The 13,627-nt window shown below is 57.4% G+C and carries 10 protein-coding genes; 4 read left to right on the top strand and 6 right to left on the bottom strand.

What is annotated here, in order from left to right:
• Positions 1-39: 39 nt before the first annotated feature.
• Entirely contained in the window at positions 40-438 is a 399-nt protein-coding gene (locus BK660_RS01340) for a hypothetical protein (RefSeq protein ID WP_148057414.1), read from the bottom strand.
• 244 nt (positions 439-682) lie between these two features.
• Between BK660_RS01340 and BK660_RS01335 the strand changes: the two genes are divergently transcribed.
• On the top strand, positions 683-1,870 hold the full coding sequence (locus BK660_RS01335) for a pyridoxal phosphate-dependent aminotransferase (protein WP_123431738.1): 1,188 nt from the start codon (positions 683-685) through the stop codon (positions 1,868-1,870).
• Positions 1,871-1,997: 127 nt separating this feature from the next.
• Here BK660_RS01335 and BK660_RS01330 read toward each other — a convergent pair whose 3' ends face one another.
• The 5 genes from BK660_RS01330 to BK660_RS01310 form a co-directional block, all read right to left on the bottom strand.
• Positions 1,998-2,975: an NAD(P)-dependent oxidoreductase gene (locus BK660_RS01330; protein WP_123432515.1), complete on the bottom strand. Its 978-nt coding sequence runs from the start codon at positions 2,973-2,975 to the stop codon at positions 1,998-2,000.
• A 21-nt stretch (positions 2,976-2,996) separates the two neighbouring features.
• Positions 2,997-4,295, bottom strand: coding sequence for an MFS transporter (locus BK660_RS01325; protein ID WP_123431737.1), 1,299 nt, complete (start codon positions 4,293-4,295; stop codon positions 2,997-2,999).
• A gap of 57 nt (positions 4,296-4,352) precedes the next feature.
• Positions 4,353-5,402 (bottom strand): sugar kinase, encoded by a 1,050-nt coding sequence (locus BK660_RS01320; RefSeq protein ID WP_123431736.1) that lies wholly within the window; start codon positions 5,400-5,402, stop codon positions 4,353-4,355.
• Entirely contained in the window at positions 5,395-6,177 is a 783-nt protein-coding gene (locus BK660_RS01315; RefSeq protein ID WP_123431735.1) for a sugar phosphate isomerase/epimerase family protein, read from the bottom strand. The genes BK660_RS01320 and BK660_RS01315 overlap by 8 nt, the downstream gene beginning before the upstream one ends.
• A gap of 158 nt (positions 6,178-6,335) precedes the next feature.
• Entirely contained in the window at positions 6,336-7,361 is a 1,026-nt protein-coding gene (locus BK660_RS01310) for a LacI family DNA-binding transcriptional regulator (RefSeq protein WP_123432514.1), read from the bottom strand.
• Between the two features lie 237 nt (positions 7,362-7,598).
• On the opposite strand from BK660_RS01310, the gene BK660_RS32860 reads away from it, so the two are divergent.
• The 3 genes from BK660_RS32860 to BK660_RS01300 all read left to right on the top strand — a co-directional run bounded on the left by BK660_RS32860 (position 7,599) and on the right by BK660_RS01300 (position 13,599).
• Positions 7,599-8,405, top strand: a complete 807-nt coding sequence (locus tag BK660_RS32860) for a hypothetical protein (protein ID WP_259698462.1) — start codon at positions 7,599-7,601, stop codon at positions 8,403-8,405.
• Between the two features lie 166 nt (positions 8,406-8,571).
• Positions 8,572-10,674: a hypothetical protein gene (locus BK660_RS01305; RefSeq protein ID WP_259698461.1), complete on the top strand. Its 2,103-nt coding sequence runs from the start codon at positions 8,572-8,574 to the stop codon at positions 10,672-10,674.
• A gap of 315 nt (positions 10,675-10,989) precedes the next feature.
• Positions 10,990-13,599 carry an autotransporter outer membrane beta-barrel domain-containing protein gene (locus BK660_RS01300; protein ID WP_259698460.1) on the top strand — a complete coding sequence of 870 codons (2,610 nt, stop codon included), beginning with the start codon at positions 10,990-10,992 and terminating at the stop codon, positions 13,597-13,599.
• Positions 13,600-13,627: the final 28 nt, after the last annotated feature.

Genomic DNA, 13,627 nt, shown 5'->3' with positions numbered 1-13,627 from the left:
GTTCCAGGTTTGAGAAATGCCCATGTGGCCTATTTGAATTTATATGACGTCCACTGTGACTTCTTGAGTGTGCGACTCTGGCGAACTGCTGTCATCTGCCAATTTGTACAGTACATAGGACATTGAATGTGTGCCGTTGCCTATTACTTCTTTGATGTTGTAAGTCGTGAATATAACAACCGTGTCAATGCTCGAGCTGGAAAGCTTCGCATGAAGAGTAAAAGTTTTGGGCGCTGTACCAAATTTTACCGCGACGTGGTCGTAGGGGCCAGCATTTGGTTTTATAGTGACTTTTAACTCATTGTTGTGTGCGTTGAGGTATTCACGAGTGAGGCCGTTTTCCAGCACTTCCCGTGGTAATTCAGGTTTATGAGGAGGATTTTCATCAACGGTATTTTTCTGGGTACCTGAACGAGGTGTTTCATTGAATTTCGACATTTCGATACTCCGTAGTTGGATGGTCATGAAAGGAAACTGCATCGAAATTCGAAATTCCTGCGATCATTTAGCAGCCTCAAAAGATGCTCGTCTACTGTCAGAGTTGTCAGCTAGACAGGGTCGTAAAACGCGTTCAAGTTGACGAGTTTCACTCAGTGAGTCCTGGCTGATGCCAAATAGCTGGCGCGTTTCGTGATTTGAGATAGGGTGAAGGCTGGGAGTCCGCGCGCGACAGGAGAATCACATGCGCTATTCAGCCTTGACCCAACGAATCGCCGGCGATGGAGCCGCAGCCTGGCAGATTCATGACCGAGCGCTGGACATGCGCGAGCAGGGCATTGATGTCCTGCTGCTGTCGATCGGCGATCCGGATTTCGACACGCCACAACCGATTGTCCAGGCGGCCATCGACAGCTTGCAGGCCGGCGACACGCATTACCCGGAGGTGCGCGGCAGTCGCGGATTGCGCAGCAGTATTGCGCGACGCCATCGCCAGCGCAGTGGTCAAGCGGTGGATGGCGATCATGTGATCGTGTTTCCGGGGGCGCAATGCGCGGTGTACTCGGTCGCGCAATGTTTGCTCGATCCGGGTGATGAGGTGATTGTCGCCGAACCGATGTACGTGACTTATGAAGGTGTGTTCGGCGCCTGCGCCGCCAAAGTGGTGCCGGTGGCGGTGCGGCCGGAGAACGGTTTTCGCGTCGACCCGGCGGACGTCGCCGCACTGATTACGCCGAAAACCCGGGTCATCCTGCTCAACAGTCCCAACAACCCGTCCGGCGCCAGTTTGCCGCTCTCCACGTGGCAAGCGCTCGCGGCGTTGTGCGTGCGTCATGATCTGTGGCTGATCAGCGATGAGGTCTACAGCGACCTGTTGTTCGAGGGCGAACACACCAGCCCCGCGAGCCTGCCGGGCATGGCCGAGCGCACCGCGACCATCAATAGCCTGTCCAAATCCCACGCCATGAGTGGCTGGCGGGTCGGTTGGGTGATTGGCCCCAAACCCATGGCCGAGCACCTGGTGAATCTGTCGTTGTGCATGCTGTTCGGGATACCCGATTTCATCCAGAACGCGGCGCAATTGGCGCTGGATCAGGACCTGCCGGAAGTGGCGTTGATGCGTGAGGAGTATCGTCAGCGTCGCGATCTTGTTTGCGCGAGATTGAGCGGTTGTCCGGGTATCAAGCCTGTTCGCCCGGATGGCGGGATGTTTGTGATGGTTGATGTGCGTCAGACCGGGCTTGGCGCGCAGGGTTTTGCCGAGCGGTTGCTCGACGGGTATGGCGTGTCGGTGCTGGCCGGTGAGGCATTCGGGCCGAGTGCGGCGGGGCATATCCGGATCGGGTTGGTGGTGGATCAGGTGAAGCTGGCGGATGCGTGTCGGCGGATTGCGCTGTGTGCGGCGGATCTGCTGGAGGCGCGTAGAGCCTGAAACATATTCGGCGAAATTGATGGCCCCTTCGCGAGCAAGCCCGCTCCCACATTAATTTTGTGTCGTTCACAAATCAAATGTGGGAGCGGGCTTGCTCGCGAAGGCTGACTAACAAACGCCAAATGTCTTAAGCCTGCCACACCGAGGCATTCACCAGATTCTTCGGTCGCTCTCCAGCCAACGCCATCAACAGATTATCCACCGCACACCGCGCCATCGCCTCTCGCGTCTCATGCGTCGCCGACCCCATATGCGGCGTCGCCACCACGTTATTCAACGTCATCAACGGCGAATCTGCCTGCAGCGGCTCACGCTCAAAAACATCCAGCCCGGCCGCCCTAATCTGCCCTGTACGCAGCGCCTCGATCAGCGCCGCTTCGTCCACCACCTTGCCCCGGGAAATGTTGATGAAAATACTCTCCGGGCGCATCAAGGCGAATTCCTCTGCGCCGATCAGCCCTTCGGTTTCAGCCGTCAGCGGCAATGTCAGGCAAATGTAATCAGCCTGCTGCAACAGTTCTGTCAGGCTGCAGTAATGCGCATTGAAGCGCGCTTCCACGGCCGGTTTCGGCGAATGGCTGTGATAGATCACCGGCATGCCAAACCCGAAATGCCCGCGCTGTGCCAAGGCTTCACCAATACGGCCCATACCGATGATGCCCAGCGTCTTGCCATGCACGTCGGTGCCGAAATGCACCGGCCCGATGTTGCGCGTCCATTGGCCGTTGCGAACCATGTTCGCCAGTTCCACGACGCGCCGGGCGGTCGCCAGAATCAGCGCGAAACCGGTGTCCGCCGTGGTTTCAGTCAGCACATCCGGCGTGTTGCTCAGCAGGATGCGACGCTCGGTCAGGTAATCGATGTCGTAATTGTCGACCCCGACCGACACGCTGGCGATGGCTTCGAGATTCGGCGCCAGGTCCAGTAACTGCGCATCCAGTTTCAGGCTCGCGCCGAGCAAACCGTGGGCGCGGGGCAGGGCGTCGCGCAGTTGTGCGAGGCCCTCGTGGTTGAGGTTGTCGATCAGCGTCACCTCGGTGTGTTCATGCAGGCGAGCCATCAACAGTGGCGAGAGTTTCTTGTACAGCACAACCTGCTTTTTCATCGTCATCATCTCAACGTCAAATCAAGGGTGAGCAGCCGCTGGCCGGGGCGCAGCAGCCTTGGTCACGACGCGGTCACTGGCGCCGGGCTTGAGGAAAATCGTCAGTACCACCGAGAGCATCAACGCGCCGCTCATCAGCAGATACGAAGCGCCGGGCGAACCGGTAGAGCTGTTCAGGTAGCCGACCAGGTACGAACCGCCAAACGAACCGAGCGCGCCCATGCTGTTGATCAGCGCCATGGCACCGCCCGCGACGTTGGCCGGCAGGATCTCCGGGACGATGGCGAAAAACGGCCCGTACGGCGCATACATGCAGGCGCCGGCAATCACCAGCAAGGTGTAGGACCACCAGAAATGTTCGGCGCCCAAGGCGTAGGAACCGTAGAACGCGATGGAGGCGATCAGCAGCGGCGGCCAGACAAAGCGTTTGCGCTTCTGCAATTTGTCCGAGCCCCAGGACACCAGCAGCATGCCGATCACCGCTGCCAGATACGGCAGTGCCGACAGCCAGCCGGCCTCGATCATGTCCATCTGCGCGCCAGCCTTGAGGATCGACGGCAACCACAGCACGAAGCCGTAGACGCCAATGCTCCAGCAGAAAAACTGCAACGCCAGGATGATCACCTTCGGCGAACGAAAAGCTTCGGCGTAGTTTTTCACCGCTTTGATGCCGACCTGTTCGGCGGCGAGGGCGCTTTCCAGGTCCTGCTTCTCTTGATCGGTGAGCCACTTGGCCTGGGCCGGACGATCATCCGCCAGGCGCCACCAGATAAACGCCCACAGCACCGCCGGCAAACCTTCGATGATGAACATCCAGCGCCAGCTGAAATGCTGCACCAGATAGCCCGACACCACCGACATCCAGAGCATGGTCACCGGGTTGCCGAGGATCAGGAACGTGTTGGCCCGCGAGCGTTCGGCACGGGTGAACCAATGGCACAAATAGACCAACATCGCCGGCATGACAGCGGCTTCAACCACGCCGAGCATGAAGCGGATGACGACCAGCCAGTAGGCGTTGGAGACAATACCGGTGAGCGTCGCGAGCCCGCCCCAGAGGATCAGGCTGACGAAAATCAGCTTCTTGACGCTGTGTTTCTGCGCGTAGATCGCCCCCGGCACCTGGAAGAAAAAGTAACCGAGGAAGAACAGCGCGCCGAGCATCGACGACAGGCCCGGCGTGATCATCAGGTCGGCGGCCATGCCCGAGGCAGCGGCGAAACCGTAGTTGGCGCGGTCCAGATACGCCAGGCTGTAGGTGATGAACACGATGGGCATGATGTACCACCAGCGGCGGGTGGCGAGTGAGGCGGTTTGCATGGGTGGTGCTCCTGAGCTTGTTGTTTTTGTCGCAGCAGGTAGTTAAATCTTCAGCGTTTATGCGGGCCTCTTCGCGAGCAAGCCCGCTCCCACATTTGACTCTGTGTCGTACACAGAATGGGAGGGCAAATCCGATTGAATGTGGGAGCGGGCTTGCTCGCGAATGGCGGGTTCAAACTCGGCAAACATCTCGGCTCGGGTTGGCAACCCTTCCATATCCCCCCGACTCTGCACCGCACGACTGCCAATCCAGTTGGCCCGCCGCACCGCGTCGGCAACGCTGTGGTTCTCCAGCAACGCGCTGATCATCCCGACCGCAAAGCCATCGCCAGCGCCCACCGTATCCACCACGGTTTGCACCGGTACGCCCGCGACAAACCCCTGATCCAGTGTTGTACGGTAATACGCCCCGTGCGGGCCGAGTTTGATCGCCACCGCTTCAACACCCAGGTCCAGATAAAACGCCGCAATGTCCGCCGGGTCTTCAAACCCGGTCAGCAATCGACCTTCACTCAACCCCGGCAGCACCCAATGGGCGAGGGCGGCAAGGCGGTTGATTTCGGTAATCATCAGTTGTTCGCTGGCCCACAGGCTCGGGCGCAGGTTCGGGTCGAACGACACGCTGCGTCCGGCATTGCGCATGCGGGTCATCAGTTCGAAGGACATTTCCCGGGCAGATGCCGACAGCGCTGGAGGAATGCCGGTGGCGTGCAGATGCCGCGCATTGAGCAGCGACGGCGAGATCGATTGCACCGACAGGTGACTGGCGGCGGAACCACGACGGAAATACTCGACGGCCGGATCGCTGCCATCCTCAGTACGGGACTTGAGCTGAAAACCGGTCGGGTGCGCCGGGTCGATGGCGACATTGGTGCAATTCAGGCCTTCTTTGCGCAGCGTATCGACGACAAATCGGCCCAATGAATCGGCGCCGACCCGACTCAGCCACGCCACATTAAAGCCAAGCCGTGAAAGACCAATCGCAACGTTGCTGTCTGCTCCGGCAATGCGTTTGTGGAACTGGCCAACCTCTGCCAGATCACCGCTGTGTTCGGCGACAAACATCGCCATGGTTTCGCCGAACGACAGGATATCGAACTCAGACATGAGCGCTCTCCAACCGGGATTGACCGAGGCGGGCGAGGGTGGCGACGTGTTCGGTGGTCAGTTGCACCAGATCATCGCCTTGCAGCGGATATTCCGCCGCCCGCATAACCCCTTGGGCCATGTGCCGCAGCAGGTGTTCCCACTCCTGCACGTCGCTGGCGGTTGGCGGGATGGCGACCAGTTTGCCGTCGGCCCGGCGGCTCACGGCTTTGCAATGCACGTAGCCGACGTGTCGACCGAGCAGCCGCGCCGCACTGGCGGCGGACTGGTCCTGCCAGTGCCAGTTGCCGATGTCGAAGGTCATTTTGATCGGCAGGTGGTGGTGTTCGACTTGGGTAAAAAAGCGCTGGAAGGGTTCGATACGGCCGCCGTGCAAGGTCTGGTCGTTTTCCACCAGCAGTTGCACCGGGCTGCGCAAGAGGACGCGGTTCAATGCTTGAAGATCATTGTTGTCGGTGAAGTAACCCAGGGAAACTTTCAGCCATTTGGCGCCGAACGCTTGGGCACGCTCCAGGGTCGCGGTCAATTCGGGATTGGGTTTTGACTGACCGGCCAGCCACAACTCCATGGGCGATGAGTAGATGCTTTCCAGACCCTGGGCGTGGCTGTTGTCGGCCAGTTGCAGCGGGTTTTCATCGGTCAGCAGCTCTTCGCGCCATTCAATGCGCGTAGCGCCGGCGGCGGCCAGCACATCGATAAAACTGCCTTGGCCACGTTGGCGCACAAGGTCTGCGCCGTAGCTGGACAGGCTGATGGAAACGGGTGGTGTGTTCATTGTTTTTATACCTCTGAAACCGGTTTCATTTTTGTTCAAAAAAAATGCATGGCTGAATAGGGCGGTGTTTTTCGGGGCCTCTTCGCGAGCAGGCTCGCTCCCACATTGGAATGCGTTCAACTGTGGGAGCGGGCTTGCTCGCGAAGGGGCCATAACATTCACTGAAGATTCCCAAGGGTTGACCCCCGCACAATCAATCGCGCCGAAAAATCCAGTGTCCGCACCGCCCCGATATCCCCCCGCAAGCGCTTTAGCAGACACTCAAACGCGCTCGCGCCAATCTCCGCCGTCGGCTGGGCGAGGGCGGTAATACCGCTTCCCACCAACGGATACCAATCCAGGTCATCCAGCGCAATCAACCCTACGTCCGCAAACAAATTGCACTGCAATTCGCGCAACGAATGCGTACTGGCCAACGCAGCAATGCCATTGGCACAAAACAATGCTTTCGGGCCGGGGCCGGGAGTGTTCAAGAACGTCTTCACGTGGGCGGTCAACTCGCTACCGGTTTCGACCACCGCACCTGTCAGCGTCGGGCGCTGCGCAATCTGGGCCTTGAAACTGCTGACCCGCTCGATCCGGGAACTGGTGCCGTCAAACGGCTCGGTCACCATCAACACATCGCGATAACCGCGTTCCTGCAAGTGGGTGAGGGCCATTTCCACGGCCGCCGGGTTATCCAGCCCTACCAGATCACTGTCCAACTGCTCGACCTTGCGATCCACCAGCACCATCGGCATCTCCCGATGCAACTCACGAAGTTCGTCGCGGTGATGACCCAGGGTGTTCACGATCAAGCCTTCGATGTTGTAGGAGCGCAGCAACGCCAGGTGCTGACGTTCCTGCTCGTCATCGCGATCGGTGTTGCACACCACCAGGCTGTAGCCGTGCTGACGGCAGGCGGTTTCCACCCCGTGCATCACGGCAATCGAATATGGGTTGCGGATATCGGCCACCAGCATGCCGATCAGGCGAGTGCGCCCGCGTTTCAGACCGCGGGCCATCTGGTTGGGGCGGTAACCGAGTTCGGCAATCGCCTGCTCGATGCGTAAGGCGGTGGCATCGGAGAGCAGGGCGCGGTCGTCGCCAATGAAACGCGAGACGCTGGCCTTGGAGACGCCAGCGTGCTCGGCGACGTCGAGCATGGTGACGCGGCTGCGCTGGGCGGCGGAGAAATCGTTCAAAGGGGACGACCTTTTTATTGGAGTTAACAGGTTCAGGAACATTGCACTGAAACCGGTTTCAGGAAACTCCATTAATGGTCTTCCGTCAAGCAAGTTGTACGCGCGCACCGCGCAAGGAAGGCTGGCGTTCCGATGAACGGTCGAAAAACCTGTCAGATCTGACAGTAGGCATCCAGAAGATAAGCGGGTCTAATTTCTTCATGGTTCACCCAATCGTTCTGAGCCGGAGAACAGCAGATGGCGTCGACAAATACCGGCATTGGTGTGTTTGCCCGAGCATTCACGGTGGAGGGCGTAGATCCAAACGATCCCACGGCGCAGTTGCCAGCTGATGCATCAATCAATGGTGTAAACCTGAAAATTTCACTGTGGGACGCGCCATCCGTTGTGATCGGCAACAGCGATTTGCTGGAAATCTGGGTGTTGGAACCGGGCGTTGCGGTTGAAACGCTTTTCTACAGCCATCGTTTTCCTGTCCCGATCACCCTCCCGGCAAGGTTCCATCTGCCGGCCCAATACCTGAAGCGCGAAGGCGAAATCAGTCTTCGGTACCGGGTGACGTCGGGAGATACGGACAACGAGGACTCAGCGTTGCCACAACGATTCACCTTGAAGGTTCAAATACCGATCAATCTGTTGGAACCGGTGTTCCCCAACGCCACATTGTGGGGGTATTTAAATTGCAATACGGTCCCGCCCATGTGGGAGGAAATCCGGGTTCGTATCCCACCACAAGCGGGCAAGTTCAAAAGCGGCGATCAGTGTTTCCTGGATTGGGAGTCTTTCGAGAGTTTGAATGGAATCGGCGCCATCCCGAACACCTCCACGCGTTTCACCAAGACCTTAACGGCTCAACAAGCGGTCAGTGGTTTCGACTTTGTTCTCAAACGGTATGACAGACTTATCAGGCCCATTAACGGGCTCGGCTCGGCATTGGTCAGTTATTCGCTTTATCGTAATGGCATTCCAATGGGGAAGTCCGCTGTGGGCGTGGTCAAAATTGATCGCGTTATTTCAGGGAGTCCAACGTTTTGCGGTCCGTGATGCATTGAAAGAGCAGCAAGGTGCAAGTGTTTAATGATTAACAGCGTTTTAATCTTAAAGACGTGAATGCCGAATTATCGGAGCATGCAGCCAGCAGTCGCGCGGTTCTCCATCGGGCAATTACGTGTGCGTGCCAATGATTAACTTATCGATGGAGAGTGCGAAAATGAATATGCAAGTTAAAACAGGTGGCGGGATTCTGGCTCTACCACCAACCATTGTTGGCCAATTGCCAGGTGGTCGCCTGACTCATCAGCAACTCAGGGTAGACAGACAAATAACGGTGCAATTAGCCGATATTGACGATAAAAGTCCAGACGGCGCCGCCAAAATTGAACTTCATTCTTTCCCGAAAGGTGTAACCCCTGTCGAATTCGATCCCACCTATGTTGTCCTTACCCTGCTCAAAGCCGATCAGCCTGGAGGGGACTGGACATTCCCGATCGATTTCGTATTTGCCACCACGACGCTGATCGATAAGTTCGATATTAACGGTGATTACGCGGCTTACGGAATGGCATTCATCATTTACGATGCCTTTGATAACGTCGATACCTCGAGTCCGTTCGCCGAAGCCCTGGTCGACTTGACTGCGCCTTGGCAACAGCAACCAGGCCGAGGCAACGGCACAGGCGCAAGACCGCCATCCGTTCCTCTTACAGACGTGCCTGCCGTCATCGACGACGCCTGGTTGAACGACCCGGCCAACGCAGGTGGCCTGAACCTGACCATTCCCACCGCCTATACAAAATTTGAAGCGGGCAACGACAAGGTCAACTTTTACCTCTCTTTACAAACCACTTTTCCATTGATGCAAGGCGAAGGGGCCGCCGTTGCCGACTTTCCCCTGCCAGTCGGTGGCCAGATCAACATTCCGTTAGCGTATCTGAAAGACTTGGCCGAGGGTTCTTACTTTTCTTCCTACATTGTCAGCGACTTACCGGGCAATATCAGCAATAACGCTAGCATCACGAACGTATTCAGAAGGGTCAAGACACCGGCGCCCGTTCTCGAAGCGCCAACCATCCTCGGTCGTACACCGATCACCTTCGTGTCGCTCACCGCACCGAACAAAGTCACGGTTGAAGTCAAACGTCCACTTAATTCGTTAGTCGGTGACCGGATCATCCCGTACATCACTTCCGACCAGGCGGGTGCGCCTATTATGTTGCCGGAGCAATCTATTCCAGCCACCGGCACCGACCCACTGTTGTTCGACGTGGACTACGACTTCTGGGCTCAGGTTTTTGGAGATGCGAACGGGGCCGAGGAGGTGGAGTTCGAATGTTGGTATGAATTGAGTCGCCCGACTATCCCGGTCAATCCCGTTTCGCTGTCCACCTTTGGCGTGCTCAACCTGGTGTACGCCGGACCGGTACAACCCAACTTGCCGGACCTGGAAAACCCAAACATTCCGCCGGTGGTGATCCAGGGCGCCGGCACACCGGCACCCGCCCCCAACACCCTTGGCCCCACTCAAGCGGGCTTGGATGCAGCCATGAACTGGCCAGTGTGGGACGACCCGAATCGACCGGTAACTGGCCGTGAAATCGTCAAATTCTACTACCAGCGCAAACTGGTGGGTGGTCCCATCCCAGTGCGAGTTGGCGATACAACGGTTACCACCAGCTTGCCGTGGGCGACTATTCTGGCTGAAGGCAACGGTACTGGCGCTAATGCCCGTGAGGCATTCATCACTGTCGAAAACCCTGGCAGTGACAATGTGATGAAACAGGTGATCACCACCAAAGTCGACGTGACTGCGAAGGTGATCAATCTGCCGTTGCCGCAAATTATCGTTTCTGCCTTCAGAACGGCAACCACGTTGTTGCCGGAGCGTGTCGTGACCAGCATCAACTGCCCAAGCCTCAACCACCCGACGGTGGCGAATGGCCCGATGCCGCCTTATCTGCCGCGCCAGCTACGGATCAGGATCCGACGCGATATCAACATCCCGACGGGGGCCACAGTCAGTTTGAATTTCGAAGGCCGGACAACCAATACGGTGGGCGGCACTCCCATCCCCGGTACGCTGATTACCGAAACGGCAACGATGCCAGCGACGGGTGACCTGGAAATCAGGCTGATGAACTACGCGGCGATCAGAACCATCCAGTCGCCAAGCCCCGGCACGGGTCAACGTCCTGTTACTCGCTATGCGCGGATCGCTTACACCGTCAACGGAGTTGTGTCCGAGACCATCGTGGCCGTGGCGCTGTTGAACTCGAGCCTGGTGTATTGCGAGGAAGAGCGTCCTGAGGTTCCTTGATTGAACTTCAAGTAAAACTTCCTGCTGATGGAGGCGGCATTAGTTGTCGTCTCCATCAGTGGAAGCGAAGTGTTGTACGCCCAGATACGGAGCCTCGCACATCAAAAATGGATAAGTCGTACATGCACAAAGATTTGTCCTACATATCGCAGGGTTGGTAAGCCGTAGTCTGGCGGCCGTTTTAGTCCGGCTTGTGCACCGTTTGAGTCGGAGACTTATTCCTGACGGAATGCTATCGAGTAGGGCTCAACTATGTCGTCAAAGACGCAACTTCCATTTCCCCAGACATCGAACGGCATCTGGACATTATCGTTTATGTCCTTGATGTTGACTTCATCCCTGATCCAGGCTGCCACCGTCCCGACGGGCACCAGTCAATCCATCGACGCCAATACTCCCGTTGAGACCTGGCAACTGCAAACCAACGCCGCACTGATCGGCTCCGGTGCCACAACGCTCGGTATCACCAGTGCAGCAGGCGGGACAATCGACCTGAGCAACTCGAGCACGACCACTAACGGAGCAGGTGGTTTTGTCCACGGTATTGCCCTGACGAACGCCAGCGCCGCGCTGAGCAACTCAACGGTGACCAGTGCGACCGGAATGGGGATATCGGCTGTACGCGGTGTCTCAAGCGTCGGTGGTTCCAAGGTCACCCTGCGTGACCGGTCTGTTGTTCAAGGTTTGCAAGGGGGGATCGCGGGCAACCGTTTCAGTGACATCAACGTCCAGAACTCGACCGTTGAAGGCACCGGCGCCAACAGCTTCGGAGTTCGCCTGCTTGAGGGGTCATTGGTTGCCAGTGGTAGCACGATTACCGGTGGCCTCAATGGCGTTACCGTGGGCACTGACACCCTGGTAACGACTGTCATCCCTACCTCTATCGTACTGGACGGTACTCGGGTGGAAGGCAAAACCGCCTCAGCCATTGTGGTCGGCATCAATGCGCCGAACTTTCCAACGGTGGCCAACATCCAGGTACGCAATGGCTCGACCCTGGTTTCCGGTAACAACACGGTGCTGGAAGTCCGCCAGGGCGCGCAGGCCAATTTTCTGGTTGATAACAGCGAGCTGACCGGCAATGTCGTGGTCGCTTCGGGTAGTTCAGCCAACGTCACGTTGCAAAACAATGCGTCGTTGGTGGGTGATTTACAGAACGTGACCTCTGCCACGCTCAACAATCAGGCGCGGATGACTGGCAACGTGTTGGGCGCCTCCAGCGTGGTAATCGACAACGCATCGACGCTCACCGGCAATTTACAAAATGTGACCAATGCACTGATCAACCACCAGAGCGTGATGACGGGCGACATGGTGGGCGGGGCTAGCGTGGTGATCGACAACGCGTCCACGCTCAATGGCAATTTGCAAAATGTCGCCAATGCAACGATCAACCATCAGAGCGTGATGACGGGCAACGTGGTGGGCGCCGCCAGTGTGTTGATCGACAACGCGTCGACGTTCACCGGCAATTTGCAAGAGGTGGCCAATACAACGATCAGCAACCAGAGCGTGATGACCGGGAATGTCAACGCTGCCGCTGAAAGCGTTTCTAATTTGACCTTGGACAACGGTGCCAGCCTGACCGGTCAGGTCAACAATGTCGCCAATTTCGGCATCAACAATAATGCGCTGTGGCAAATGACTGACAGTCAGTCGGTTAACAACCTCACGCTCAATGGCGGCCGGGTACGTTTCGGCGGGAATCAGGATTACTTCCAGCTGAACGTGGCCAACCTGGCCGGCAGCGGTACGTTCGAAATGGGCACGGATTTCAACAAGGGTGTCAGCGACCTGTTGAACGTGACCGGCAGCGCTGCCGGCAATCATCAGTTACTGGTGAGTAGCACAGGTCTTGACCCGGTCAATGATTCGTCGATCAAGATCGTACAGAGCGTCGCAGGCAGTGCCCAGTACGGCCTCGTCAACAATCGGGTCGACGTGGGGGCATTCACTTACCGCTTGGCCAAGGAGGGTGATGACTGGTACCTGCAACCTGATAAAGCAGTCGTCAGCACGTCGACCCGTACGGTCCTGGCGATTTCCGCCGCAACGCCGACAGTGGTCTGGGGCGAGAATGTTCAGTTGATTAACCGGATGGGGGATCTGCGCGCCAACGCTGGACAAACCGGGGCATGGGCTCGCTCTTTCGGTAGTCGATACAGCATCAGCAACAACGCTTACGGTGATGGTTACAGCCAGAACCAGTACGGGCTTTCCCTGGGTGTCGACACCCCGGTACAGATTGCAGGCGAGCAGGTATTACTGGGCGTGTTTGCCGGCTACAGCAAGTCGAACCTCGATTTGAGTCGCGGCAGCTCCGGTGAAATCGATAGCACGTCCATTGGCGCCTACGGTACGTGGCTGGGCCAACGCGGTTACTACCTGGATACCGTGGCCAAACTCAATCATTTCCGCAACGACGCCAAAGTCTCGATGAGTGACGGCAGTCTGACCAAGGGGCATTACAACAACCTGGGCGCCAGTGTGTCCGCCGAGTTTGGCAAGCACATCGATATCCGCGACGGGTATTACGCGGAAGTGTTTACCCAGTGGCAGGGCGCCGCCGTGCAAGGCAAGAATTTCAATCTGGATAACGGTTTGAATGCTGATGCCGACACCACGCGTTCGCTGCTAGGCAAGGCAGGTGTGACGCTGGGACGCGGGATGAAACTGGCCAATGGCAGCGTTTTGCAACCGCATGTTCGGGCCGCTGTTGTTCGTGAGTTCGTGAACAATAACGAAGTGCGAGTCAATAAAAACAAGTTCAACAATGACCTGTCGGGTGATCGGTTCGAAATCGGGGCCGGGGGCTCATGGACATTGACCAATCGCTGGCAACTGCATGCTGAACTGGAAACCAGTAAAGGTGACAATGTGACCAAGGATTATGGTGTGAACATGGGGGTTCATTACTCGTTCTGAATGTGACGCAAAAAAAAGGGAAGCGCAG

Origin of the sequence: Pseudomonas brassicacearum, assembly GCF_003732265.1 — a bacterium.
Lineage (GTDB): Bacteria > Pseudomonadota > Gammaproteobacteria > Pseudomonadales > Pseudomonadaceae > Aquipseudomonas > Aquipseudomonas brassicacearum_D.
The sequence above is the reverse complement of the archived record's forward strand: the minus strand, read 5'-3'. Positions and strand labels throughout refer to the sequence as shown.